A 26475-nucleotide genomic window follows, 5' to 3' on the forward strand; every position below is an offset into this window, starting at 1 on the left:
ATGTTAATGTACACGCCAAGAATACTGTAAAATGCTTGGAAAAGCCTGATGAGCAAAACAACTCAAGAAAATCCGGCAGTCGATAATTCTGCTACGGAAACTGTGTCAAAACCATCAAAAAGTACTGCGCGCACAACTAAAACTTCTGGCCCGGCGGCCACGTCAGCAGATGCTGCGCCTAAAACACCCCGTACCCGTTCCACATCGGCACGTAGTAAAACTATAGCTTCAACGACAATAACACCCGAATCTACACCTCAAACGTCTGTTCAACAGGATAACACCATGAGCCAAAACACAGTTCGCCGCGTTGCAATTATCGGTGGTAACCGTATTCCTTTCGCCCGTTCAAACGGTGCTTACTTTACTGCTTCTAACAGCGACATGTTTACTGCAGCATTAAATGGTCTGATTGAGCGTTTTAATTTACAAGGTCAACGTTTAGGCGAAGTCGTTGCCGGCGCAGTTTTAAAACACAGCCGTGACTTTAACATGACCCGTGAGTGCGTGTTAAATACTGAACTTGCTCCAGAAACACCTGCTTACGATATTCAGCAAGCCTGTGGTACAGGCTTGCAAGCAGCATTCCAGATTGCCAACAAAATTGCACTGGGTCAAATTGAAGTCGGTATTGCGGGTGGTGTAGATACGACTTCTGATGCGCCAATTTCTTTCGGTGATGGCTTACGTAAGGCATTGCTTGAACTGAACATTGCGAAAACCGCGAAAGACCGTTTAAAAGCATTAACCAAAATTAATGTTAAAGACTTGATGGATGCCCCTAAAAACGGTGAGCCACGTACCGGTCTTTCTATGGGTGACCATCAGGCGATTACTGCACTTGAATGGGGTATTTCTCGTGAAGCACAGGACGAACTTGCAGCGTCATCTCACCAAAAAATGGCGGCTGCATACGAAGAAGGCTTCTTCGATGACCTGATCACACCATTCATCGGTTTAGAACGTGACAATAACTTACGTGCAGATTCTTCTGTAGAAAAACTTGCAAAACTTAAACCGGCTTTTGGTAAAGGTGATGCACGTACCATGACTGCGGGCAACTCAACTCCACTCACTGATGGTGCATCTTGTGTATTGTTAGCTTCTGAGGAATGGGCTAAAGCCAATGGTCACGAAATTTTAGCTTACTTAACATTCCAGGAAACTGCAGCAGTTGACTTTGTTGAGAAAAAAGAAGGCTTGTTGATGGCACCTGCTTATGCCGTTCCACGTATGCTCGAACGTGCCGGTCTTACCCTGCAAGATTTCGACTACTATGAAATTCATGAAGCATTTGCATCACAGGTTCTTTCTACCCTTAAGGCATGGGAAGACCCAAAATTCTGTAAAGAACGTTTAGGCTTGGATGCTCCACTGGGTTCAATTGACCGTTCCAAGCTTAACGTTAAAGGTTCATCTTTAGCAGCGGGTCACCCATTTGCAGCCACTGGCGGTCGTCTTATCGCAACCGCAGCAAAACTGATTCACCAAAAAGGTTCAGGCCGTGTTTTAGTCTCGATTTGTGCTGCGGGTGGTCAAGGTGTAACAGCAATTATTGAAAAATAATCTGAATCTTTGGTTCAGGAAAGCTCCTCGAGTGAGGGGCTTTTTTATTATCATCTTATTATTTGGCTATTTATATGCTCACTAATATCTTGAATATGCGAAAATACAAATAAGATGAGTGTCTATCAAAAACCATACATCAGCCATGCTTTTTAGATCACAGATTTAAATTAGGCTGTAGATTTCACATGATGACTAATGTTCAATTTAGCTTCAATATAGTCATAACACCACTGGAAAATAAAAGTATAGACCAGAATACACAAAGTCATACTGAGATCAGTCAAAATTGCCTGCCAAATTGACATCTCCAAAGCATAAGCCACCATTGGAATGGTCGCCAGCATCAAACCACCTTCAAAACCAATAGCATGTAAAACACGTACACCGACTGTTCTTTTCAGTTGACGTTTGGCTTCAAAGTTTTCAAAAAAATGATTGAAAGTCATATTCCAAATCACGGAAGTCACGGCCATTGCAACACCTAAGCTACCGGTCACCTCCATAGGCATTTCAAAAATAAAGCTTAATGCAATTGCAATGATCACCAGTAGGATCGTTTCATAGCTTAGCGCATGGATTATCCTTCTTTTTGACATCAACATTTTAAAACTCTTTCATTTGGATGCAGACATTTTATTTTGATAATATTGATTAATCGAATTAGATTCTTTCAAAAGTTTTGATAGATGAATATTAATCAAGAACAACTGATCATATTTAAAACCGTGATTGAAAGCGGCTCATTCTCTGCGGCTGCCAGACAGCTCGGCAAAGTACCTTCGGCAGTTAGTATGTCGATTGCCAATCTGGAAGTTGATCTTAATTTATCCCTCTTCACCCGTGCTGGCCGTGAGCCTGTACCGACCCCACAAGCGCTAACCTTATATGAAAAAACCGAACAGCTCTTAATTGAAATCAATCAATGGAAACAGCAAGCTTTTGCCCTGAGTCAAGGTCTGGAATCTGCTTTAAATATTGTGGTGGTCTCTGAACTGTTGCACACAAAATGGATTGACTATATTTCATTGCTGGAAAAACAGTTTCCAGAACTGCAAATCAATATTTTTTCAGCTCCGCAGGAAGATGCCTTAAAGATGCTGCTCAACCAGACTGCGCAGTTAGCACTCATGTTTGAACGCGAACAGCTGGAAACGCGCGAACAGTTTGTCGAACTCAAGCGTGAGGCTTTGGTGCCGGTTACGGCTATTGACTCCCCCTTGGCCACATTTGAACAGGTGAGCTATGAGCAAATTTTGCAAAGCCGGCAAATTGTAGTGGCAAGTCGCGATCGCAGCATCAAGCCGGAATTGTTATTTTCAAAAAAATACTGGCGTACAGATAACCATTTATCTGCCTGTGCCATGATCCAGCAGGGTCTGGGATGGGGAGTTTTACCTTTAGAAATGCTAAACCAGAATCCGCATATTCAACAACAACTTAAGATTCTTAACTTTTTGGATTTCACTCCAAAATTTGAATATTTTGTTGATCTGGTCTGGAGTCGTGAAAGCCAGCTGGGTGCTGCTGCTCATTTTTTGATTAATCACATCCGAAATTCAAGAAAAAACATAAAATAGACAGGTCTTATACGCGCTTTTTACTTTGGATAACAGGAGATTGTGATATAACAAATAAACGGGAAATAACTTTAAGAACCAGACGACAATGACTCAATCAGCCTTAAATCAATTAAAAAACCTTACTACCATTGTTGCCGACAGTAGCGATTTTTCCGCAATCGAAAAATTTCGCCCTCTTGATGCAACAACAAATCCTTCACTGATTACAGCTGCAGCGAATCAGCCTGAAAATAAAGAACTGATTGAAGCTGCCTTTGAACAGGCGAAATCTGAAGGGTATAGTGGCGATCTTCTGGTTGAACGTACCATCGATATCCTGACAGTCAAGTTTGGTGTGGAAATTCTAAAACTGATTCAAGGACGTGTTTCTACCGAAGTCGATGCAGCACTTTCTTACGATACTGAAGCCACCATTGCCAAAGCCAAAGAACTTCTGGAATTATATAAAACCTATGGGATCGATCAGAACCGTATCCTGATTAAAATCGCTTCCACCTGGGAAGGCATTCAGGCAGCCAAAGCATTAGAAGCTGAAGGCATTCATTGTAACTTGACCCTGTTATTCGGCTTGCATCAGGCTCAAGCCTGTGCGGACGCCAATGTCACCCTGATTTCACCTTTTGTCGGCCGTATTCTGGACTGGTATAAAAAAGCGGAAAATGTCGATCATTATCCAATTGATAAAGACCCGGGTGTACTTTCAGTCAAACAGATTTATCATTTCTACAAGCAGCATTGCATCAAAACAGAAGTAATGGGCGCAAGTTTCCGCAGTATAGATCAGGTACTTGGATTGGCTGGCTGTGATCTGCTTACCGTTTCTCCTAACCTTCTGGCAGAACTGAAACAGGACCAGCGTGAAGTGGTGGCCCAGCTTAGCAACGATCATACTCAGGCCCATTGCCAGCATCAGGTTGAGCCTTTAACCCAAGAAAGCTTTAAAGCTCAGATTGAAAAAGATTTAATGTCTTCTCAACTGTTACAAAGCGGCATTGACGGATTTATTAAAGCGCGTGAACAGTTAAATACCTTACTGCGCCAATCTTTCGGCTTGGATGCTGAAATTAAAGCTTAATTTATTCCTATCTTTCCCTAAAAAAAGCCGATTTTGTTATAGTGAACAGGTCGGCTTTTTTGATGATTTGAGAGTATATTTTGTTCGGCATAACCGATCTTAGCACCTATATTATTGGCACTACCCTAATCGTATTACTACCCGGTCCAAATTCACTGTATGTGATGTCCATCGCTTCACGTTTCGGTATTAAAGCCGGCTATAAAAGTGCTTTTGGTGTCTATACCGGTGACCTGATTTTAATTCTACTGACAGCATTGGGTGCAGCCTCATTACTGCATGCTTTCCCTTGGGTATTTACCTTACTAAAGATTATCGGTGCAATTTACTTAAGTTATTTGGGCATAAAATTGCTGATTGCTGCCTATCACACCTGGAATGTCCTGCACTCCACAACACAAATAGCAACAGTAGAAAAAAATATTGAACAGCTGCAACCCTTTAAAACAGCATTAACCATCAGTATTTTAAACCCCAAAGCCATTTTATTTTATTTGTCCTTTTTTGTGCAGTTTGTCGATCCGGCCTATCCTTATCCGGCCATTACCTTTACTGCACTTGCAGTCATCTTGCAGATCATTAGCATGAGTTATTTAACCATCCTGATTTTTTCCGGTGCAAAACTGGCATCTTATTTTACTTCGCGTTATAAAGTAACGGCCTCATGTGTAGCAGCTGTGGGACTGTTATTTTGTGGTTTCGGGATTAAACTCGCGACCTCAACCCTGTAGTTCTACGGTCTAAAGAAGCAAATTAAACCTGTAAAAAGCCTATAAATTGAGGCAATAATTTCTTTCCGCTTATTAACCACAGGCGTATGATTATTACACTTTTCAAATTTTAACAAATCCAGCACGCAAAGGATGTATGCACAAATTTCTCCAAGACTTTTCCGTTCCTGCGGTATTTGCAGGTTTCATTACCTTTCTGATTGGTATCAGTGTTTCGGCAGTTTTGGTCATTCAAGCTGCACAAATATTAGGGGCTACGCCAGAGCAAATTAGCTCCTGGTTTTGGGCATTAGGTTTAGGGATTGGACTGTCTGGTTTAATTTTGTCCTGGAAATTTAAATATCCAGTTGCCACGTCATGGTCAACTGCTGGACTGGCCCTGATTTTAGCCACTGGCAATGGTTATAGCTTGCACGAAGCCATCGGTGCATTTCTGGTCTGTGGTTTACTCAGTGCCATTTTAGGTTTTTCGGGTATTTTTCAGAAAATTTTATCTTATATTCCACAAAGCTTAACTAGTGCCATGTTGGCAGGTGTGTTACTCAAATTCGGCATTGCCCTGTTTGCCAGCATGCAAAATGACTGGGGCTTTATCATTTCATTGTTAGCAGCGTATGTTCTGTCTAAACGTCTGTCTCCACGTTACAGCATCGTCATTACCGTGATTGCCGGACTTGTGCTCTGTCCAATGTTTATGCAGTTTCATCCTCCAGTTTTACAATGGAGTTTGGCGCAACCGGTATGGATTAGTCCTGAATTTAGCTGGTCCGCCCTTTTGGGTTTGGCCTTGCCATTATTCGTCATTAACATGGCATCACAATATTTACCCGGTATTGCCATGATCAAAAGCTATGGCTATCAGCCCCATGTCAATCAGCTGATTGGCTGGACCGGAGTTACCCAGACCCTGCTGGCTCCATTTGGCTGTTACACGGTCAATATTGCAGCCATTAGTGCAGCCGTCAGTCTGGATGATCAGGTTCATCCTGACCCAGAGAAACGCTATATTGCCGGCATAAGCTGTGGATTTTTCTATATCTTGATGGGGGTTTTCGCGGCGACACTGACCAGTTTGCTGATGTCTTTCCCAGCCATTTTTATTGTTGCTCTGGCCGGCATTGCCTTACTGGGCACCATTAGCCACAACATAGCTATCGCCTTTCAGGATGTCCGCGAACGAGAAGCCGCATTATTGACCTTTTTATTCAGCGCTTCCGGCATTCAGTTTTTTGGGATTGGTTCAGCCTTCTGGGGTTTAATTTTTGGTATTGTCGTATCCATTATATTCAGGTTTAAAGTAGTGCAATCCTGCAAATAATTTTTGCGGTTTATTAATCAGGCTATGGATATTCCTGCACAGGGTAAGCCAGAATCAGGTTTATAATTGTGTGCTTGACATGCAGGATGATAATTTCTTAATCTTCCTGCTAACCCCGCCCGATGAATTTAGAACACACAATCACCAGCAAACTCGATCCCTGTTTGCCAGAATCTTCCATTTTGAGCAAAAAGTGAGTTCTGTTTCTTCTAAAATAATAGCTAAACCCAGTAAGGGATAAGCTAACAAAACAGAATTCTAATCATCTTTTGCTCAATTTACATTAAAGTACTATTTTAAATAATTTAAGGGCTGTCCCATTTTTAGATATGACCTGTCTAAAACGAAGCTACAAAGCTGAATCACTATATTTTTGAATAAACTGGATGGTTTGCTTAAATGTCTGCTGACTGGCCCTTTTACTCATCATAAACTGATATTCATGGACCAAAAACTCTTTAGACTCAGGATAAAAAACTTCGGTTACCGGTATCTTCTGATTAAGCAAAGCACTTACAAAAGGGACAGACTGAGTCCTGGTCAAAAAGTCTTTATTGCCGCCACTAATGAAAACAGGCGGATAATTCGCAGTTAAATATTGAATGGGAGAAATGCTTTTTAAGAAATCTGTATCATCTTTTTTATTGCCGGTATAGGCCTGAACCAGATTAAACACTCCCCATTCAATCAGTTTTAATTCATCTGGAGCCGTTTTGATAAAGGCATTCATATTATAAATACCACAATGCAGGATCAACCCTTTAATTTGCTCACGCTGGATTAACGGTGAAATCGCAGACTTTCGGGCAAAATCAGGATTACTGAGTAAAGCTGCATAATGACTGACTAAATTTGCACCTGCCGAGTCACCCGCCAGATACAGGTGCTGGGCATTAATATGGTAAGTCTCGGCATGCTCGCTAATGAATTTTAGGGCCTGATTAATTTGCAGCAGCTGCTCAGGATAAATCGTTTGCGGAGCAAATTGGTATTCGACTGAAACCACGTTATAGCCTTGATCAGCAAGACGTTTAAAGTAGCCTCGAGCATGTTGTTTAGAACCGGAAATCCAGCCACCGCCATGAATCCAGACCACCGTCGGCCGGTTTCCCAACTCTGCAATATCACGGGGTTGGTAAAGATCCAGATGCAGCGCCGGATTTTGCAGATATGCAATATTGGTTTGAGCTAAAACTTCAGGAGCATGCCGATCAATAAACTTTTTTTGAACATTGGTCGAGGCATTAAATACACTGGCAATGACCTTGCTATTGCTTTGTATATTCTGGCAAGCACTACTGGATAGTGCAGCAATGAGGCATACACTTAGACTAAAAGATTTCGAATACACAATTTGCCCTATCAACTTTTCCACAAAATTGAGAAAAATCATCATATTTTGCAGCATTTTAATGACTGTTTAAACATTTAGAAATACAGGCCCAAATGTTGATTTTTAAACTCGGTTTTTGAATGTCACAGTGAATACAGTTATATTTATAATTTGTATATAATTTAATGAATTTTAAAACATTTTTTACAGAGTAAATTGATCAATTCAATACAATGTGCTATGTATAAACAATAGCTACATAATAAATGCTAAGGAATCATGCTTATGTCTTATCAAAATATTTTAGTCCCAGTTGATGGCTCAGAAATTTCTTTCTCTGCAGTTAAAAATGCAGCTCAAATTGCTAAAGCATTTTCCAGTCAGTTAACCTTGATCAGCCTGGTTACTGAAGACCCATTTTCTCAAGCAGATTTTTATTATCCATCTCCAATCATGAAAGAATATTTTGTGCAGGCTTATGCCAATGCCGAAAAAGCCCTAGAAAAAGCCAAAGCAATTGCCGCTGAAAATGGTGTCATTGCAACACCTCAAATCATTAAGGGCAATATTTCAGAAGAAGGTATTCTGGAAACTGCGGAAAAATTGAAAACTGACCTGATTGTGATGGGTTCTCACGGTCGTAAAGGTTTTCAAAAATTCCTTCTGGGCAGCTTTGCTCAGGATGTTCTAAAAACCACCAAGCTTCCTGTTTTAGTGGTCAAAGAATAAGTTTTTTAATGAGCCTCTCCATAGATGAAAGGCTCATTTTATCAATTTCGGCAATTGGTAAAATGATCATCATAACTGATTATAAATCTCCATCACACTTATCCATTCAGCAATATTCATAAGGTAATTTCATGACTTATAAACATATTTTGGTTCCAGTAGATGAATCTCCTATTTCTTATGCCGCTGTTGAACAGGCTCTGGCTTTGGCCAAACCTTTAAATTGCCAGGTCACCATTACCAGTGTGATTGCGGTTGATCCTTTTGTTGGAGTTGATTTTTATAAAGTCGCACCGGCAATTACCGATTACTTTATCGAAGCTGAAAAAAATGCACAGTTGAACCTGGCAGAAATCAAGCAATCTTTCATTCGTGATGGCATTGCAGTCGATACCAAAATCGTTCGGGGTGTATCACCTGCTGAAGGTATTATGCAGGTTGCCGATGAAGTGGGTGCCGATCTGATTATTATGGGCTCACATGGTCGTACCGGATTTAAGAAATTAGTGTTGGGAAGTGTGGCCCAAGAAGTCTTGACTCAGTCTCCTATTCCAGTACTGATTATGAAAGTCTAAGCAATAAAAAGTCCCTGCAGCACAGGGACTTTTTATTACATAAGTATGTCTATCATTTGCTTCTGCCGCCAGCCATGCACTTGATCTCAAGCTGGTAAACTGAATGGGGCGTATTTGCCAAAGAAACTGTTTTTAATCAGCATTGAAGTAACCTCAACACAGTTTATGTTTTGGAAATATGCTGATGTAAATTTTGCAGGTAAATTTCTGCTTCAAGTTTGCTGGCAAAGTTTTTTTGATAGCTTCCCATCGCCTGAATATTATTCGGTGTATATTCAATCAACACAGCAAAATTTCCGTCAGTCGCATTTTTTGAAACCCGAATTGCAATGATATGCTGAGAATTTAGGTAGAAACCATCTTCAATTTTAACTAACAAAACCAATCTCCAGTCTATTTAGTAAAATGACAGGCTAATGCAATCACAGTCTGTAAATGATAAAAGCTCACCTTAAGATGAGCTTTGACATGGCTATTTTAAGCCATAACAGTGATTTATTCGACACTTTTAAAGTAATTATGCAATATGAATTATGTCTTACTATTCCAGTATTCAACTAAGTTAATCTAAACATAAGCAGCATTTTCAGCCCGTACAATACTTGAAATATCAACAAAAAAGCCTTTTCTCAGTTTGCACCAAGAAAAGGCTTTTCATGATTAATGGATGCTCAGTTAGATACTCAACATACTATTCAAAGTTTCCGATACGTTTTTAGATTTCACTTGTGGCTTTAAGGCTTCCAGTGCATTTTTCACTTCTGTACGTTGTGGCTCTGCCAAGGTGTACCAGCGAGAAAGCACTTGTAATAAGCGTGAACCGACAATCGGGTTTTTCTCGTCCAGATATTTAGCCAGATCAATAAAGTGTTGCACACCAAAACTCCAGGTATTGACTGGATTTGCATTTAAACCGCCACTTACCGAACGAATACGGTTGGGGTTCCCCAAATCATAGTCTGGATGTGAAGTTAAGTATTTGATGGTTTCTGCATTTGCTTTTGGATGCGCTGCCTGAACCAGAAACCATTGATCTAACGACAAGGCTTCATCTTCAAAGCGGCTATAGAAGTCTGCTAAAGCTTCTTTGGCTTGTGGCGCATCATTCCAAACCAAGACTTTAAGTGCACCCAAACGTTCAGACATATTGCCTGTATGATACTGTTCATACGCTAAATCAAAGGCAGAGGCATCACCCTGACGTGCAATCATAGCAAGCATGATGTTTCTGAGGGCACGTACACCCATCGCCTGAGAGAATTCGCCCTGATTATCCGGATCTAAGTCCAGATAAGTCTGTTTACAGAATGCGCCCAATTCACGTGCTAACGTGTCCATTAAAGCATTACGCTGTTCCTGAATTTTAGCAGGTTGATAATCGGTATCGATACGGCTACCCAAATAGCCTTCGGTCGGTACATCAAACAGACGTGAGGCCAAAAGTGGATCTTTTTTAATGACTTCAGGCAAAGTATGTTTCATAGCTTGAATATAAATATCAGCATCATGCTCTTCCAGAAAAATACGTTCCAGCAGGGTTTGAGTGGCCTGCCACTGGTTAAAACCATTGGTTTCATATTGCATCAAGAAGGCCAGTTCTTCATCTGAATAGTTGAATTCAAGATTGACCGGTGCAGAAAAATTACGCAGCAATGACACCACAGGTTTTGCCGTTACGCCACTAAATTCAATGCTTGCCTCATTTTGATCAAATAAATACATGCCATCTTTTACGCCATTTTCAAACAGTGCTTCAGATTGCAAGGTATATTGCTCACCTGTTTCGGCATTAAACAATGCCAAAGCCACAGGAATCGGAACCGCTTTGAGGTTAGGATATTTTGCATTCGTTTTTAAACTTTGTTTAAAGCTTAAGCGATAGGTTTGAGTTGCAGCATCATACTCGCCTGTGGCTTGCAGTTTTGGCGTACCCGGTTGGTTATACCAGATCAGGAATGCCGATAAATCCACGCCTGAACCAGCAGTAAGCGCAGCCACCCAGTCCTCAACGGTTACTGCCTGACCGTCATGACGGTGGAAGTATTCGTCAGTCCCTTGGCGGAATTTTTCCTTACCCAGTAAGGTCGACATCATACGGTTAATTTCCGCACCTTTTTCGTACACCGTCGCCGTATAGAAGTTATTAATTTCGACAAAATGATCTGGACGTGGCGGATGCGATAATGGACCAGAATCTTCAGGGAACTGGTGGGCTTTAAGTACAGCTACATCATCAATACGTTGTACCGCTGCGGACTGTAAATCTTCTGAGAAAGACTGATCACGGAATACCGTCAAGCCTTCTTTCAGGCACAACTGGAACCAGTCACGGCAGGTAATCCGGTTTCCGGTCCAATTATGGAAGTATTCATGGGCAATGACCGACTGTACCCGCATGATGGCAGCATCAGTGGTGTATTCTTCATCGGCAAGCACACAAGACGTATTGAAAATATTCAGACCTTTATTTTCCATGGCACCCATGTTAAAGGCACTGGTTGCCACAATCATGTAATTGTCTAGGTCATAGGGACGACCATAATGTTCCTCATCCCATTGCATCGAATGTTTCAATGCTTCCATGGCAATGTGACATTTTGGAATATCTTTTTCTTCGGCATAAATTTCCAGCGATACATTACGGCCTTCAGAGGTCACATAAGAATCTTTCAGTACCGCCAAATCACCAATCACACAGGCAAACAGATAGCTTGGTTTTTTGGTCGGATCTTGCCAGATAGTATAATGACGACCTTCACCAGCCTCACCAGCTTCCATCAGGTTACCATTGGCTAACAGTACCGGAAATTTTTTATCGGCTTCGACACGGGTAGTAAATACAGACAGGACATCCGGACGGTCTGGATAGAAGGTAATTTTACGGAAACCTTCAGGCTCGTTTTGCGTTACGAATAAATCACCACTGGCCTGATACAAACCTTCAAGCTGGGTATTGCTTTCCGGATGAATGACCACTTCAGTTTCCAGAATGACCTGATCTGGTGCATTGGCAATCACCAATTGTTCTGAATCAAGCGTGTAATCTGCCTCAGTCAGCAACTTGCCGTTTAAAGTAATGGATTTTAATTCCAGATCACGGCCCAGCAGCACCAAATCCCCGGCAGTCTGACGCTTCATTACCAGGTTTGCATTGACCTGGGTATGATCTGTATAGACTCGAATATCTAAGTTGATTGAATCCACCCAAAAAGAAGGTTTTTGATAGTCTTTTAAATAAACTGTTTGGTCTGCTTCAACCACCGGGTTTGCCGCGATATTCATATAATGTCCTAATTCTGTCGTTCTTAAGCCAAGACTTTGTTGTTGTGAAACGCTTCGATCATACGACAACTTTCGCAATCTGTCTGTGCCATTGATTTAAGTCATATATGGGCATATTGCTGTCAGTTTTCAATTCAAGTTATGCACATTGGTACAATTAATGTCACTATTGATGACTTAAGGTGCATAAAAGAAGCACATGCTACACATCATGCCGAGAATATGTCTTCACTTTCCACCCTATACTCCTGCGGCTCGGATAGCGCCTTTTTCATATATGTTTGTATAAATTTATTTTTTTCAGATTAAATAAAAAGACTTAACCCAAATTGACACTAATTTTCAAGATGACTACATTTTGAGCACGATTTTTGCTTGTATTCATCTGTGTAAAGCGCACTATAAAATTAAAACAAAACGAGAAGAGGTGTATTATGTATTTAAAAGACCATATTGTTCGCGTTGAAAATATCAAAACCATGCAAACACTTGATGCTGCCGGAATTGATCACAAAGTGATTGCCATGTTTTTGAGCTGTGAAGGTATTCCGATGCAATCGGCGGATATTTACGCAATTTTAAATAATTACGATGCTCTAGGAAGCAGAAAAGTTCCATCTAAAAAAGTTCAGGCCTTGATTAATGCAAAGCAGCTAGGCGAGGAGGATGAGTCTCTGCCTTGTCCTGCCTCTTATTAACCGAAAACTTACCTTCTGATTCAATCCCATCCTTCTGATGCCCTCTATCCTTTATTGTGGAGATGAAAGATCAGGTCTTCACCTCCACATATTTCAATGTATTGTAAAACTTAGGCTATTTTTTCAGTATCCTACTTTCTGGCCAGCTTGTGCTTAGCGAATTATTTTCCATTCAGTACTATTCCATCACGTCCTGGCAAAAGACAGGTGTATAATCTCTGCAATGATTAACCCGACTTGTGATCGACCCATTCCATGCTTCTTCAAATTCTGCAAAAACAGCTCGATGAAAGTACATCATGTCCTTTATGTCAGGCATCCATGTTCTGGATAGAGGCTGAACAGTACGATCAAGCAATGAATTTTCATGAATGCAGCCACTGTCATCATCGCCTGTTTCAAGATGGACGTGGCAACTGCCACTGTGAAACATGTCTGTCCAAGCGTAAAAAAATGCTGGCTGAAACACGGCTGCAAGAACAGCGTAAGCTGAAGTCCAAAGACAAAGATGCTGTTGAATACCGGCTGGATCAAATCAGTTTTTTAAATAAATTGTTTTTACTCAGTATTCTGGATAATCAGGTTCAGGAACATACTACGCATCATGAATATATAGACTGGGAAAACATTAAATATCATTCCCTTACACCAAATTATCTGTTCCAGAATTATTTGATCAAGCAACTGGTAAAAGAACAGATCCTGATTGCCAAGGATTTTGCATCCGAAGCCCATCATTATTACGTCAATGTCCGTTTGGACGGTTATTCGGAACCGAGTCTGTTCAGTATTACCCAGCAACTGAGAAACTGGTTCTATGAAAATTTAACCTTGGGTGTGCCTTTTAAAAATGCCGATGAAGTCAAAAATACGCTTTATCTGGTGCTGTATCAGGAAATTATTCAGTTTGCCCAGTTTTATTGTCGGACTTGGGGCATTCAAATTGCAGGGAACAACAGCTTTCAGACCTTCTGCTATCGCCTGATGGATTCTCTGGCAGTAGGTCAAATCTACTATTTAGTACAAACTGCTTTAGAATATTTGCATCAGCAAAAAGCCCTACAAGCACGCAATGAAAATTTTATTAATACCAACTTGTTAAAGAAAACCTTACAGCAATATCGTGAACGTTCCGTGACTGAAAAATGGGAAACCTCCACCCTGCCCCGTCCACACAACATTCCTTTTAGCAAGATGAGCGAAATCCTGTTGTTCCGCTTTCTGGGCTATGATGAGAGTATTTTTTTCCAGCCCATCTGGAAATTATGGAAAAAAATTGAACCGCGATTAAGTTTTTATTCACAAAAACGCTGTATGTATTGTGGTTCTAATGAACTTACTGTCGATTATGATGCTGAAAATTATGTGACACTCTGCTGTCGAACCTGTAAGCATCAAGACCACTATTTTACCCAATAAAATTTCACCCACTAGATGGTGATTGATATGTCCAGTTTCTCCGACTCTACCCTGTACAATTCAAGGAATAATCCCATGAATCAAATGTCAACATTGGTCGAGCAGATTGTTGAAGCATGGACACAACTGCAAAACCGGCAGCCTTTGGTGCAATGTATTACTAACAGTGTTGCAGCAAATTATGCAGCCAATGTATTGCTGGCCGCAGGTGCCTCTCCGGCTATGATTGACAATCCGTTCGAAGCCGAAAGTTTTACCACGATTGCCGCTGCACTCAGTATTAATCTGGGTACACCAACCAATGAGCAGATGCAGGCCATGCAAATTTCTGCACAAACGGCGCAGCGTACCCATACCCCATGGGTGCTCGACCCAGTAGGTTATGGTCCTATTCTAAAATGGCGTTCGGATATGGTAGATAAATTACTGCAATATCATCCCACGGTCATTCGCGGTAATGCTTCAGAAATCAGTACGCTTGCAGGCAACCAGGTAGAATCCAAAGGCGTGGATAGCACTTTGGATAGTGCCGATGTCTATCATCAGGCTAAAGTACTGTTAGCCCATGCTGACTGTATTGCCATTTCTGGTGAATCCGATTTTATTTTGACTAAAGAGCTAGATGTCGTAATTCAGGTCAATGGCGGTTCTTATTTACAGCCCAAAGTCACTGCGACAGGTTGTGCACTGGGTGCATTAATCGCAGCTTATTGCGCTGTTACATCACCAACGATTGCGACGATTGCAGCCCATACCCATTTTGCCATTTCAGGAAAACTGGCCTTCGATCAAGCTCAAACGGTCGGACGGTTTAATGTGGCCTTTATGGATCAAATTCAAAGTTTAAATCCGGATTTAATCCAACAATATGCGGATCTTAAAATTCTTAGCCTTTAAGTTTAGTCTACATTCCTGTTACTAAGGTTGACCTGGTTCAGATTGTAATGACCGGGTCTGGGCTTATATCCATGCCAGTATCGGTATAAAAAAGTGAATGACGACGGAAATTTAATAGATTTTTCGACCTGTAAATAAATTAAATACCGTTTCCAAAATCGTTGGCAAATCCAATTTGCAGATACAAAGCAAACCCATGCCATCAAAATAGTCAGGTACATGCTGCATAAAAAAATTGATATGTGGCGTTGCCTTATTTCTTAGACGTTGAATGTGTTCAGGTGTCGTGTGGGGCATCACATAAGGATAGACAAAAATATCTTCACGACGTTTATGCACTTCCGATTTACGCTGCTGAATCATCTGTAGAATTTTTAAATATTCCTGTGGAATTTCTTTGTCTCTACGTGGAAAGAAATTTTGTGAACGAGACGCAAAATAAGTATAAATTTTGGGTTGTATAATGGTAGGTACAAACCATAATGGAATACCGGGATGTTTAATCCGGTGATTAATTGCAACCCGGATTGCGGTTTTAAGTGTCCTGTTACCTTTACGATAAGCAGGTAAAATACTGGCCCGGTAGCTCACCACAAAGATAGGATGCCCCTCTAGAGAAAGCTTAAGCACAGGAATAATATTTTGTCCGACCCGTGTATTTTTATGATAATAATGAACCACTAGAACTGAAACAGCATCCTGATCATAGACAAAATTATAAATTTCTTCTTCGCAAGAATCGGGAAAAATTTGTTGATCAAATTCACAGATCAGTTTAAAAAAACGATGCTTTTCTTCAGATGCAAGTTTTGCAAAATCGACTATCGTTTCTGTAATACGCATCAAATTGATCCAATTTTTTGATAACTATCAATTATTCCCGATTTCAGCTGACTTAAATATCACTAGAAATAGTGATTTAAACTACAGTTCCTCAGTTTTTTACCTGGCTACAATATTACGACGACAATCTATGTATATAAAAATACTACAAAGCATAATAAAAAAGCCCAATAGATCGAGTCCATTAGGCTTTTTCAATAGGGAAAAAAGAGTGATTAAAAGATATAAATCTCGAGTTTAAATCTTGAATTACCCTCTTTACTCAACTCTACTCGATCACACTCTCTAAGGATAGGTAATGAGTACAAACTTAATCCGGTTATCTTCCAGTTCAGTCACTTCAAAGTGAATACCGTGATATTCCAGTTGCGCCCCAAGACTGACTTTGCCATGAGTTTTCTCTAAAATCAGCCCCGCAAGACTGATATAACCCGCCTCTTCTTCAACTAAATCCAGCATGCCCAGCTCCAGTTCAAGCTGATACACATCAAGCATGCCAGAGGCTTTCCAGGTATGATCATCTATTTTCACCAGATCGAGCTGCTCATCAGCATCCGGAAACTCACCTGCAATCGCCTCAAATACATCCAGAGGAGAAATCAAACCTTGTACATTTCCAAACTCGTCACTGACTAATACCAATGAACCTTTCGAACTACGCAAAGTATTAATGGCATCAATCACTTTCATTTTTTCAAAAATATAAATCGGACGATGGCGTTTGATTAAAGCCTTGAGCTGTTCTGGCTCTTCAATGACATCAAGGAGTTCTTTGGCACGAACCACACTCAATACTTTATCCAGGCTACCACGACAAACCGGAAACAGGCTATGCGGTACAGCAAGTACCTGTTCACGAATCTGTTCAGCAGTGTCATCCAGATTCACCCATGAAATCTGGCTTCGAGGGGTCATGATCGAAGCAACTGACCTTTCTGCCAGGGTTAATACTCCACCGATCATATAACGCTCTTCATCGGCAAATGCTTCTTGAGCTTCGAAGTGTTGGGCACTGTCAGTGACCGTTTCCATTTTGCCGCCCATCATTTTCAAGATGGAATCTGCAGTACGGTGACGTAATGGAATTTTAGATTCATGTTTGGCTATATTACGTTGACCAAACTGGTTAAATGCTTCAATTGCAATGGCAACACCAATACCTGAATAGATATAACCTTTCGGAATATGAAAACCAAAACCTTCTGCAATCAGGCTAACACCAATCAGCAACAAGAAACTTAAGCACAGAATCACGACAGTCGGATGTCGGTTTACAAAAGCAGTTAACGATTTAGAAGCCAGCAACATCACAGCCATGGCAACAATCATGGCCACCATCATCACATAGATGTTGTCGACCATGCCAATTGCGGTAATCACCGAATCTAGAGAGAATACCGCGTCTAGCACTACAATTTGTGCAACAACTGCGGTAAAACTTGCATAAACAATATTGGTGGTAACTTTAACTTCAGGCTTGCCCTCAATTTTTTCATGCAGTTCAGTCACAGCTTTATAGACCAGGAATAAACCACCGAATAAAAGAATAAGATCTCGCCCTGAGAATGTCCAATCAAAGACGGTAATAAGCGGTTTGGTCAAAGTGACTAACCAAGAGATAGCAAACAATAAGCCCAAGCGCATGAATAAAGCTAGGGAAAGACCTACTACACGTGCTTTATCACGTTGTTCTGGAGGAAGTTTTTCGGCCAAAATGGCAATAAATACTAGGTTATCAATACCTAAAACAATTTCTAAAACAATAAGGGTAAGCAAACCAACCCAAATTCCCGGATCTAATAAAAACTCCATTAGTTTATATCTCCGTTTTCAAGAATTTGGTTAAAAAAAATTTAAACCGGCACGGCGACGGATCCATATAAGTGACCTTTTCAACAATAGATAAATTTATTATGCACAATCTATTAAATTTGTAATCAAATTTTTGTATTTTGAGCAGTTTCATCTTAGCCTGCCATGCAATTTAGCTTACTTTTGACGCTTTTATTTCGACCTTATCCGATTTTTAGATTAAGAAAATTAAGATTGATCCTTCAATGAATAAATTATTCAAAAAATATTATTAAACAATTATTTATTTAAAGACTTATTTAGAGGATTTACTTGTATACACGACACGGGATTGACTTATTGTATGTACAATCCCAATGTCGAAAATATTTTATTAACAAGACCAGTTTCCCAACCTTTTTCATTCGAATCAAGGATGATCAAGATTATTGAATTGAATAAATGATAGCTAAACTTAAGATAGGCAAGCTTCTAATTCTATTATTAAAATTTACAGGATGATGTGCAATACCTCATAAATAAGATCATGTTCAGGCATACTGCCCAAAAGTTTGAAATGCTTAAGCCTGCCACAGCCTGCCACAGCCTGCCACTTTACAATACAACATCCCCAGAACAACGTTATCTTCAGAACATATCAAAATCCTGAAATCCTCGTACACGTATTGAATTTCGTTCAAAATATTGTCGGATTTCATCAAGACCAAGACAGCTATGCCCTCTCTTTTCTAACCCTTATGCTCAATTTTAATTCTTTTTGTAAGGAAATTTATAAATATAAGTTTCCTTATTGCAATATAAAAAACTTGAGATATATTAATAACAATAAAAATAATGTGCGTTGTTAGGCAAAATTGGATTTAAATAAGACGCTTTTCAACAAATTAAATACAACAATCTTAGGGAGGCTTTTCTCCATGACTAAAAAGTACAGTAAATTTTTACCTTCTATTGCAGAAGATTTCTCTCTGGAAAATTTTCCTTATTATTGGGTCACTCAAGTGCATGCCCAATATATACAAAATGTAGATCACGCTTTGAAAAAATACGGACTGGACAATTCACGTCGCCGTATTTTACTGTCACTAAAATCCAAACCTCATGCCAGCGTCTCAGACCTCTCCGAAATGGTCATTTCCAAAATGTCGACCACCACCAAAATCGTCTATCGCTTAAAAGATGAAGGACTGGTTGAAACCTATTCATGTGAAGATGATGCCCGGATTACCCGAGTTGTCCTAACCGAGAAAGGACAACAAATGACACATAAGATTAATGACCTGACCAATGTGGTTTTGGAACAATCTTTTGAAGGTCTGACTCCCCTACAAATTGAAAAAATGATGGAAAGTTTAAAATATATTTTTAAAAATTTAGCCCATTAAGTCGGGTTAAATTCGAAAGTAAACAAATGATTTTTAAGTTTTACTTTACAATATTTTAAAAGATATCGTTTTCACTTTAAATTTATTAAAAATAAGTTACAATAATAAAATACAATTACAACAATTATTATTGGGAAGAGTATAGATGACAAAAAAATACAGTAAGTTTTTACCATCTACAGATAATTTTGAGCTGGAAAATTTTCCATATTACTGGGTTAGTCAAGTGCATGCTCAATACGTACAAAATGTTGATCATGCACTGAAAAAATATGGTCTGGACAATTCACGTCGCCGTATCTTGCTCGCTTTAAAATCCAAACCTCGTGCCAGCGTGTCAGATCTATCCGAAATGGTGGTGTCTAAAATGTCAACCACCACCAAAATTGTCTATCGTTTAAAAGATGAAGGACTGGTTGAAACCTATTCATGTGAAGATGACGCCCGGATTACCCGAGTTATCCTAACCGAGAAAGGACAACAAATGGCTCAGAAAATTAATGACCTGACCAATGTGGTTTTGGAACAATCATTCGATGGTTTAACCCCTTTACAAATTGAAAAAATGATGGAAAGCCTGCAACATATTTTTAAAAATTTATCACGATAATGTAATAGAGCTGTAAATTTAAAATTTCGGTTTAATACTGAATTTTTCTTTTGGACTTTACAGATAATATACAATTCATGCATTTTTTACATTTTCTAAAAAATGTTGAAGCAATAAATTATAAATAAAAAATTAATGGGGAGAAAATAAACAATGCCCAAGAAATATAGTAGATTTTTACTTCTATCTGGTGAAAATTTTGATTTAGGAGATTTCCCCTACTACTGGATTACTCAAGTTCATGCACAAAGTGTAAAAAAACTAGATCATGCACTGAAAAAATATGGTCTGGACAATTCACGTCGCCGTATTTTACTGTCACTAAAATCCAAACCTCATGCCAGCGTCTCAGACCTCTCCGAAATGGTCATTTCCAAAATGTCGACCACCACCAAAATCGTCTATCGTTTAAAAGATGAAGGACTAGTTGAAACCTATTCATGTGAAGATGATGCCCGGATTACCCGAGTTGTCTTAACCGAGAAAGGACAACGAATGACCCTGAAAATTAAAGATCTGAGCAATATAGTTCTCAAACAATCTTACCAAGGCCTAACTCCATTACAAATTGAAAAAATGATGGAAAGCCTGCAACATATTTTTAAAAATTTATCGTAATCATCTAAGCTTAATCGAAAAAATTAAGTTGGGGACTAATTTTTTCGATTTTTGCCTTTGGAACATGTGAACATTCAAAATCTACCTCCGGAAACCCTTCTACGAAAGAATGAATATCTGGTGAGTTCAAACTTAACCATTCCTCTAAACGCTCGTGAGGAATAATAATCACTGAGCGTTTTACATTTCCGGGTTCATGAAAATCTTTCATCATAGGGTGATTTATAGCATCCATCGTAAGCATGGTTGCTGAACGAATAATTTCATCTCCAATTCGGCAAATTTCATAGAGCGCTGCAATATAAAAAGCATGGCCGTCCTTTCGGCGTACCCCCCAACGTTGAGGCTTATTCTCAATATATTTTGACTCATAAAACTCACTCACCGGCATCACGCCAAATTTGCATTTTGAAGCAGCATTTATAAATGTCGGTTTTTGTAGCAAAGTTTCATTTCGAGCATTATAGGTTTTTAGGGCAATAGTTTTATCTTCAGCCCATTTAGGTACCATCCCAAAACCAACCTTACGCCACTCCAAACCTTGCGCTGATTTGAACAGCAAGGGCAACTCATAATTTGGATAGACCTCATCCGGATATTCAAAAGGAATATCCGGAAGATTCAACTCACGAAGCTGCTTTAAAGTAAGCGGTTTAAAATTAGCGCACATACAATAAGACTTAAATTAAAACTTATTGCATTATAACTTTAATCACATCATTTCTACTTCACATGACTATTCGGAAGCGTTAACCAATGTGTACGGCTGAACTCATCCAATATCCACTGTCCATTAAACCGTCCCAAGCCTGAATTTCGCTCTCCGCCAAAGGGTGCATTCGGCTGATCTGCCACGGTTATGGAATTGATATGTGTCATACCTGCATCAATCTGCATTGCAAAACGAGTTCCGCGCTCGAGATCGGTGGTACATACTGCGCTGGATAGCCCATAGGCTGTGTTATTAGCCAAACGCAAAGCATCGGCTTCATCTTGAGCCTTAATGATCGGTAAGACTGGCCCAAAACTTTCTTCTTTGGCTAAACTGGATTCAGGATTGACATCAATAAAAATATGCGGTGGCACCATATTATCTTGAATATCACCTCTCACGATAAGTTTAGTCCCCTCTTGCAGTGCCTGAGCAATAATGTGTTTTATTTTTTCAACTTGTGCCCCATTAATAATCGGGCCAATGAGAGTATCCTCTTGCTCAGGGTCACCGTAGACAATGTTTTTAGTGCGAATGACCAGTTTTTCAACAAAAGTATCATAAACTTTAGCATCGACAATCACCCGATTGGTACTCATGCAAATTTGTCCCTGATGCAAAAAACGTCCCACCACAGCGAGTTCCACTGCCAGATCCAGATCAGCATCATCCAGCACCACTAAAGGCGCATTACCGCCCAGTTCCAGTGCTATTCGCTTCAGATGGCTACCACCAACTGCCAATTGCCCAACACGTTTTCCAACTAAGGTTGAACCTGTAAATGAAATCATTTTAGGGGTATCGTGCTCAACAAAGTAATCCCCTATTTCACCACCTAAACCGGCAACCACACTGAATACCCCCTCAGGGAGACCCGCTTCTTCAAAAATTTTGGCAAGTAGCATTCCTCCTGTAATAGGTGTATCACTTGCAGGCTTTAACACCACACAATTTCCAATCGCTAGGGCTGTGACTACAGAACGCATACTAAGATGAAATGGAAAGTTCCAAGGACTAATTACTGCAATCACGCCGAGCGCTTTTCGTACTACATGGCTTTTGCGAGTAGGGTCTATAGATTGCAATTTCTGGATTTCCATTCTTTCAGGAAATGTGATGGCCTCATTGATAATACCCAATACAGCATCTACTTCAATATTGGCTTTAAAACGTGTGCTGTCAGACTCCTGAATGAGCCAGTCAATGATTTCTTCGCGTCTATTTTGACCACATCCAAAACTCGGAGGATAATGTTTTTACGCTTGGATGGAAGCGTTTGCGACCAGGTAGCAAAACTACGCTCTGCAGCCGAATAAGCACTATCCACATCGACAAGGCTGGCAGCCTGCAATTTTAAAATAAGTTCTTGAGTATAAGGATTGAGATTATGAAGCGTATGGGTTGACGTTCCTTTTAGCCAATGTCCTGCTATAAATTGTTCATCATTAAATTGATAAGCTTGCATCATCAAATCCTTTAGTTATTTTGCTTTGAAGATTAATGTATAACTGAATGTATTAAAGTGCCAGAATAAAAGAATTTTTGTTACTTTTAGACAATAAAAAAGCCTCCGAAGAGGCTTTTTTATGTAGCTTGATTACGCAGGATTAATCACCTGTGTAACCTTTTAATTTCAAACGGTATGCATGAAGTAGCGGTTCAGTATAACCAGAAGGTTGTTCAGCACCTTTAAAGACTAAGTCATATGCAGCTTTGTAAGCACAGCCATCAAAACCTGGTGCCATTGGTGTGTAAGCTGGATCATTTGCGTTTTGCTCATCAACCACTTTAGCCATACGTTGCATCACTTCTTCCACTTGCTCTTTGCTTACAATACCGTGACGCAACCAGTTTGCAACGTGTTGAGAAGAAATACGTAATGTCGCACGGTCTTCCATCAAGCCAACATCGTTGATGTCTGGCACTTTAGAACAACCTACACCCAGATCAACCCAACGAACTACATAACCCAAAATACCTTGAAGGTTATTTTCAAGCTCTTTAGTTTTCTCTTCAGCAGTCCAGTTAGTATCTGTTGCTAAAGGTGGAGTTAACAAGTCATCTAATGATAACGGCTGAGTATTCAACAATTCTTTTTGACGCTCAGACACGTTGCATTGATGGTAATGGATCGCGTGAATCACAGCGCCAGATGGAGACGGAACCCATGCACAGCTTGCGCCAGCTTCTGGATGCTCAATCTTGGTTTTGTACATATCTGCAAGCATATCTGGTTTTGGCCACATGCCCTTACCAATTTGCGCCTTACCACGTAAACCTGCTTGAAGACCGATCATCACGTTACGGTTTTCATAAGCCGGGAACCAGATTTGTGACTTCACTTCACCTTTACGAACAAATGGACCTGCTTCCATAAACGTATGGATTTCATCGCCTGTACGGTCCATGAAACCGGTGTTAATGAAGATGGTACGGTCTTTCGCCTGAGCGATAGAGTTTTTCAGGTTCACAGATGTACGACGTTCTTCATCCATGATGCCGATTTTTAAAGTTTTCGCAGGTAAACCAAGTGCCTGTTCAGCACGTTCAAATAACTCAACTGCAAATGCAACTTCTTCTGGACCATGCATTTTTGGCTTCACGATATACATAGAACCTTTACGCGAGTTCTTGATCGTGTTTTCGCCTTTAATGTCAGCAAAAGTCAATAACGGCGTGATTAACGCATCCATGATACCTTCGTAGATTTCTTGACCATCTACCAAGATCGCAGGGTTTGTCATCAAGTGACCCACGTTACGAAGCAACATCAATGAACGGCCATGAAGCGTCGTTTCACCACCAATCAGGTTTTTATGAGTACGGTCCTGGTTCAATGTACGAGTCACGGTTTTACCGTTTTTCTCGATTGATTCAGAAAGTGTACCGCGCATCAAGCCCAACCAGTTACGGTAGCCTTCAACTTTCTCTTCAGCATCTACAGCTGCGATAGAGTCTTCCAAGTCTTGAATGGTGGTTACAGCAGCTTCAAGTACAAGATCTTTTACGCCAGCAGCGTCAGTTTGACCAATCGGGCTGGTTGCATCAATTTCAACAATAACGTGTAAGCCATTGTTTAAAAGTACGATTTCAGTTGGTGCAGCTTCATCACCATTGAAACCTACAAATTGCCCTTCTTTTGCTAAACTCGTTGTTGAACCATCTTTTAGCGTCACAACTAATTTTTTGCCTTCAACCGCATATTTGGTTGCATCTGCATGTGAACCATTTACCAGAGGGAAGGTTTCGTTTAAGAAGTTTTTAGCAAATTCGATAACTTTTGCGCCACGAACCGGGTTATAGCCCTTACCTTTTTCCGCGCCATCTTCTTCAGAGATTACGTCAAAACCGTAAAGCGCATCGTATAGAGAACCCCAACGTGCGTTTGCCGCATTCAAGCAGTAACGTGCATTACGCACAGGTACTACCAATTGCGCACCAGCCAATAATGCGATTTCTTCATCTACATTTTCTGTGCTGATTTGGAAATCTTCTACTTCTGGTAATAAGTAGCCAATTTCAGTAAGGAAAGCTTTGTAAGCTTCGAGTTCAAATTTGTTGTTGCGGTGCCATTCATCAATTTTAGCTTGAAGGTCATCACGCTTAGCCAATAGTGCTTTGTTCTTTGGACTAAGATCGACAACGACTTGTTCAAAGTTTTTCCAGTATGTTTCACTGTCCAAACCAGAACCTGGTAATGCTTCATTTTCGATGAAATCGTAAAGTTCTTTAGCAATCGCTAACTTGCCTTTTTGAATACGTGCAGTCATTGTCTTTCCTGATATTGCTACTTTTTATAACAAGAGATTCTAGTATACCGATTTATACCTAGCTGAATAGTATTATCACATTCCTAAATAATGATCATTTCTTAATAAATGAATGTACACATCACTCAATAAAATAAAGATCACAAATGCAACATTATTATCTGCCTGAATACCTTTTTATAGTCTATAAAGTTTTTAAAATGTCGAAATTAGACTTAAGTGCAGAATTTTGTTTTAAAACCAACCAAAAACGCTATTTCTATCACTGTCGAGCAAAGATTAAGCCACGAATAGAACAAAATGTCGATAAAACACTCAAACAATTTATGTAAAAAAGCGCCTGTTTAGGCGCTTGATCTTTAGCTGGCTTCTGAGGCCGATCCCTGTATTTGTCTATGTTCAGAGTTCAGATAATCATCAGACTGCATTTCCAGTAAACGTGAACGTGTGCGTTCAATTTCAAAGGCCAGTTTTTCGCCTTGATAAATGTCAATAATACTGTCTTCCGAAGTCAGCAATAGTTTGACCCCACGATCGTAAAACTCATCGACCAGATAGATAAAACGGCGTGTACCTTCCGATAGATAATCGGTCAAATGCGGCACATTACTGACCAGTACAGTATTATAGATATTGGCGATTTCAATAAAGTCAGCCGGACTGCGCGGTTTTAAACACAGCTCTGAATATTCACACCATAACACATCTTCAGTATGACCAATGGTTTCAACAATACGGTTATTGATGATAATCGGTTCTTGAGATTGGGTTTGAGTCTGGGTTAAAGCAGTAAAGCGCTGCGCAATCCAGAGTTTATGCTCATGTGTTAATGGATGTTTAAACAGTTGTGCCTGTTTCAGCACACGTAAACGATAATCCACGCCGGCATCCACATTGAGAACTACACAATGTTTTTTCACCATTTCAATGGTAGGTATAAAACGGTCACGATGGATTCCATTTTTATATAAACCATCGGGTGCAATATTTGAAGTCGCCACCAAGGTAATGCCACGGGTAAAGAGTTTCTGGAATAACTCGCTCAGAATCATGGCATCTGTGACATTAGAAACAAAAAATTCATCAAAACAGATGACCACTGCCTGCTGGTAAATCTGGTCTGCAACCTGATCCAACGGATTTCGCTGCCCTGATAATTTATTCAGCTCACGATGTACATGTTGCATGAAATGATGAAAATGCATGCGCGTTTTACGGCGAAACGGAATCGACTCAAAAAACTGGTCCATTAACCAGGTTTTACCTCGCCCTACACCACCCCACATATATACACCTCGTGGTGAGGTTTGACGACGAAAACGGCGAAACGCTTTTTTTGAAGCTTTGAAACGCTGAATCAACTCTTGCCAAACGCGATCCAACTCATGTACAGCTTGCGCCTGCGCCTCATCCGGCATGAACTGACCAGACGCGATGGCCTGTGCATAGCGCTCCGCAGGTGATAAGGGAATAAAGGCTGTACTGTGCTTAGAATTTAAATCTGACATAGGATTGAATA

Annotated in this window: 22 protein-coding genes and 1 pseudogene; 13 read left to right on the forward strand and 10 right to left on the reverse strand. The window is 40.1% G+C overall.

What is annotated here, in order from left to right; all coding sequences use genetic code 11:
- Nucleotides 1-48: 48 nt before the first annotated feature.
- On the forward strand, nt 49-1566 hold the full coding sequence (locus FTT83_RS00585; RefSeq protein ID WP_180080280.1) for an acetyl-CoA C-acetyltransferase: 1518 nt from the start codon (nt 49-51) through the stop codon (nt 1564-1566).
- Between the two features lie 170 nt (nt 1567-1736).
- On the opposite strand, the gene aceI is transcribed toward FTT83_RS00585, so the two are convergent.
- Nucleotides 1737-2171 (reverse strand): chlorhexidine efflux PACE transporter AceI, encoded by a 435-nt coding sequence (gene aceI / locus FTT83_RS00590; protein WP_180080284.1) that lies wholly within the window; start codon nt 2169-2171, stop codon nt 1737-1739.
- Between the two features lie 84 nt (nt 2172-2255).
- On the opposite strand from aceI, the gene FTT83_RS00595 reads away from it, so the two are divergent.
- The 4 genes from FTT83_RS00595 (at nt 2256) to FTT83_RS00610 (ending at nt 6273) form a co-directional block, all read left to right on the forward strand.
- The gene (locus FTT83_RS00595; RefSeq protein WP_180080287.1) at nt 2256-3146 is read left to right on the forward strand and encodes a LysR family transcriptional regulator; all 891 of its coding nucleotides are present in this window, start codon (nt 2256-2258) and stop codon (nt 3144-3146) included.
- An 88-nt stretch (nt 3147-3234) separates the two neighbouring features.
- Complete coding sequence (gene tal / locus FTT83_RS00600; protein ID WP_180080290.1) at nt 3235-4224, forward strand: transaldolase; 990 nt, start codon at nt 3235-3237, stop codon at nt 4222-4224.
- Nucleotides 4225-4304: 80 nt separating this feature from the next.
- On the forward strand, nt 4305-4955 hold the full coding sequence (leuE, locus tag FTT83_RS00605; RefSeq protein WP_180042962.1) for a leucine efflux protein LeuE: 651 nt from the start codon (nt 4305-4307) through the stop codon (nt 4953-4955).
- Between the two features lie 136 nt (nt 4956-5091).
- Entirely contained in the window at nt 5092-6273 is a 1182-nt protein-coding gene (locus FTT83_RS00610) for a benzoate/H(+) symporter BenE family transporter (RefSeq protein WP_180176126.1), read from the forward strand.
- 349 nt (nt 6274-6622) lie between these two features.
- On the opposite strand, the gene FTT83_RS00615 is transcribed toward FTT83_RS00610, so the two are convergent.
- Entirely contained in the window at nt 6623-7624 is a 1002-nt protein-coding gene (locus tag FTT83_RS00615) for an alpha/beta hydrolase (protein ID WP_373456095.1), read from the reverse strand.
- A 267-nt stretch (nt 7625-7891) separates the two neighbouring features.
- On the opposite strand from FTT83_RS00615, the gene FTT83_RS00620 reads away from it, so the two are divergent.
- The gene (locus FTT83_RS00620; RefSeq protein WP_166168925.1) at nt 7892-8335 is read left to right on the forward strand and encodes a universal stress protein; all 444 of its coding nucleotides are present in this window, start codon (nt 7892-7894) and stop codon (nt 8333-8335) included.
- A gap of 131 nt (nt 8336-8466) precedes the next feature.
- Nucleotides 8467-8910 (forward strand): universal stress protein, encoded by a 444-nt coding sequence (locus FTT83_RS00625; protein WP_131274561.1) that lies wholly within the window; start codon nt 8467-8469, stop codon nt 8908-8910.
- A gap of 163 nt (nt 8911-9073) precedes the next feature.
- Here the strand turns inward: FTT83_RS00625 and FTT83_RS00630 are convergent, their stop codons facing one another.
- Both FTT83_RS00630 and pepN read right to left on the reverse strand, forming a co-directional pair.
- Entirely contained in the window at nt 9074-9289 is a 216-nt protein-coding gene (locus tag FTT83_RS00630) for a hypothetical protein (protein WP_180042960.1), read from the reverse strand.
- 296 nt (nt 9290-9585) lie between these two features.
- Entirely contained in the window at nt 9586-12192 is a 2607-nt protein-coding gene (gene pepN / locus FTT83_RS00635; protein WP_180176127.1) for an aminopeptidase N, read from the reverse strand.
- Between the two features lie 434 nt (nt 12193-12626).
- Between pepN and FTT83_RS00640 the strand changes: the two genes are divergently transcribed.
- From FTT83_RS00640 to thiM, 3 genes are all read left to right on the forward strand, one after another.
- Nucleotides 12627-12890, forward strand: a complete 264-nt coding sequence (locus tag FTT83_RS00640) for a hypothetical protein (protein WP_086195451.1) — start codon at nt 12627-12629, stop codon at nt 12888-12890.
- Between the two features lie 255 nt (nt 12891-13145).
- Complete coding sequence (locus tag FTT83_RS00645; RefSeq protein ID WP_180176128.1) at nt 13146-14309, forward strand: hypothetical protein; 1164 nt, start codon at nt 13146-13148, stop codon at nt 14307-14309.
- A gap of 75 nt (nt 14310-14384) precedes the next feature.
- Nucleotides 14385-15206, forward strand: coding sequence for a hydroxyethylthiazole kinase (thiM, locus tag FTT83_RS00650; RefSeq protein WP_180176129.1), 822 nt, complete (start codon nt 14385-14387; stop codon nt 15204-15206).
- A 111-nt stretch (nt 15207-15317) separates the two neighbouring features.
- Here thiM and FTT83_RS00655 read toward each other — a convergent pair whose 3' ends face one another.
- Together FTT83_RS00655 and FTT83_RS00660 are read right to left on the reverse strand one after the other, a co-directional pair.
- Nucleotides 15318-16049, reverse strand: a complete 732-nt coding sequence (locus FTT83_RS00655; RefSeq protein ID WP_180176130.1) for a hypothetical protein — start codon at nt 16047-16049, stop codon at nt 15318-15320.
- Between the two features lie 285 nt (nt 16050-16334).
- Entirely contained in the window at nt 16335-17861 is a 1527-nt protein-coding gene (locus tag FTT83_RS00660) for a TerC family protein (RefSeq protein ID WP_180176131.1), read from the reverse strand.
- A 917-nt stretch (nt 17862-18778) separates the two neighbouring features.
- On the opposite strand from FTT83_RS00660, the gene FTT83_RS00665 reads away from it, so the two are divergent.
- The 3 genes from FTT83_RS00665 to FTT83_RS00675 all read left to right on the forward strand — a co-directional run bounded on the left by FTT83_RS00665 (nt 18779) and on the right by FTT83_RS00675 (nt 20474).
- Nucleotides 18779-19246: a MarR family winged helix-turn-helix transcriptional regulator gene (locus FTT83_RS00665; protein WP_180042955.1), complete on the forward strand. Its 468-nt coding sequence runs from the start codon at nt 18779-18781 to the stop codon at nt 19244-19246.
- Nucleotides 19247-19391: 145 nt separating this feature from the next.
- Nucleotides 19392-19856 (forward strand): MarR family winged helix-turn-helix transcriptional regulator, encoded by a 465-nt coding sequence (locus FTT83_RS00670; RefSeq protein WP_166168911.1) that lies wholly within the window; start codon nt 19392-19394, stop codon nt 19854-19856.
- Between the two features lie 153 nt (nt 19857-20009).
- Entirely contained in the window at nt 20010-20474 is a 465-nt protein-coding gene (locus tag FTT83_RS00675) for a MarR family winged helix-turn-helix transcriptional regulator (RefSeq protein ID WP_180044574.1), read from the forward strand.
- A 10-nt stretch (nt 20475-20484) separates the two neighbouring features.
- Here FTT83_RS00675 and FTT83_RS00680 read toward each other — a convergent pair whose 3' ends face one another.
- The 4 genes and pseudogenes from FTT83_RS00680 to zapE all read right to left on the reverse strand — a co-directional run bounded on the left by FTT83_RS00680 (nt 20485) and on the right by zapE (nt 26464).
- Nucleotides 20485-21144 carry an SOS response-associated peptidase family protein gene (locus tag FTT83_RS00680; RefSeq protein ID WP_180174687.1) on the reverse strand — a complete coding sequence of 220 codons (660 nt, stop codon included), beginning with the start codon at nt 21142-21144 and terminating at the stop codon, nt 20485-20487.
- A 53-nt stretch (nt 21145-21197) separates the two neighbouring features.
- Nucleotides 21198-22654 (reverse strand): annotated as a pseudogene (locus FTT83_RS00685) (aldehyde dehydrogenase family protein).
- A 139-nt stretch (nt 22655-22793) separates the two neighbouring features.
- A complete protein-coding gene (locus tag FTT83_RS00690; RefSeq protein WP_180176132.1) occupies nt 22794-24956 on the reverse strand; it encodes a malate synthase G in 2163 nt (720 codons plus the stop codon).
- Between the two features lie 359 nt (nt 24957-25315).
- Nucleotides 25316-26464: a cell division protein ZapE gene (gene zapE, locus FTT83_RS00695; protein ID WP_086195462.1), complete on the reverse strand. Its 1149-nt coding sequence runs from the start codon at nt 26462-26464 to the stop codon at nt 25316-25318.
- Nucleotides 26465-26475: the final 11 nt, after the last annotated feature.

The organism is Acinetobacter sp. YH01018, assembly GCF_013420295.1.
Taxonomy (GTDB): domain Bacteria; phylum Pseudomonadota; class Gammaproteobacteria; order Pseudomonadales; family Moraxellaceae; genus Acinetobacter.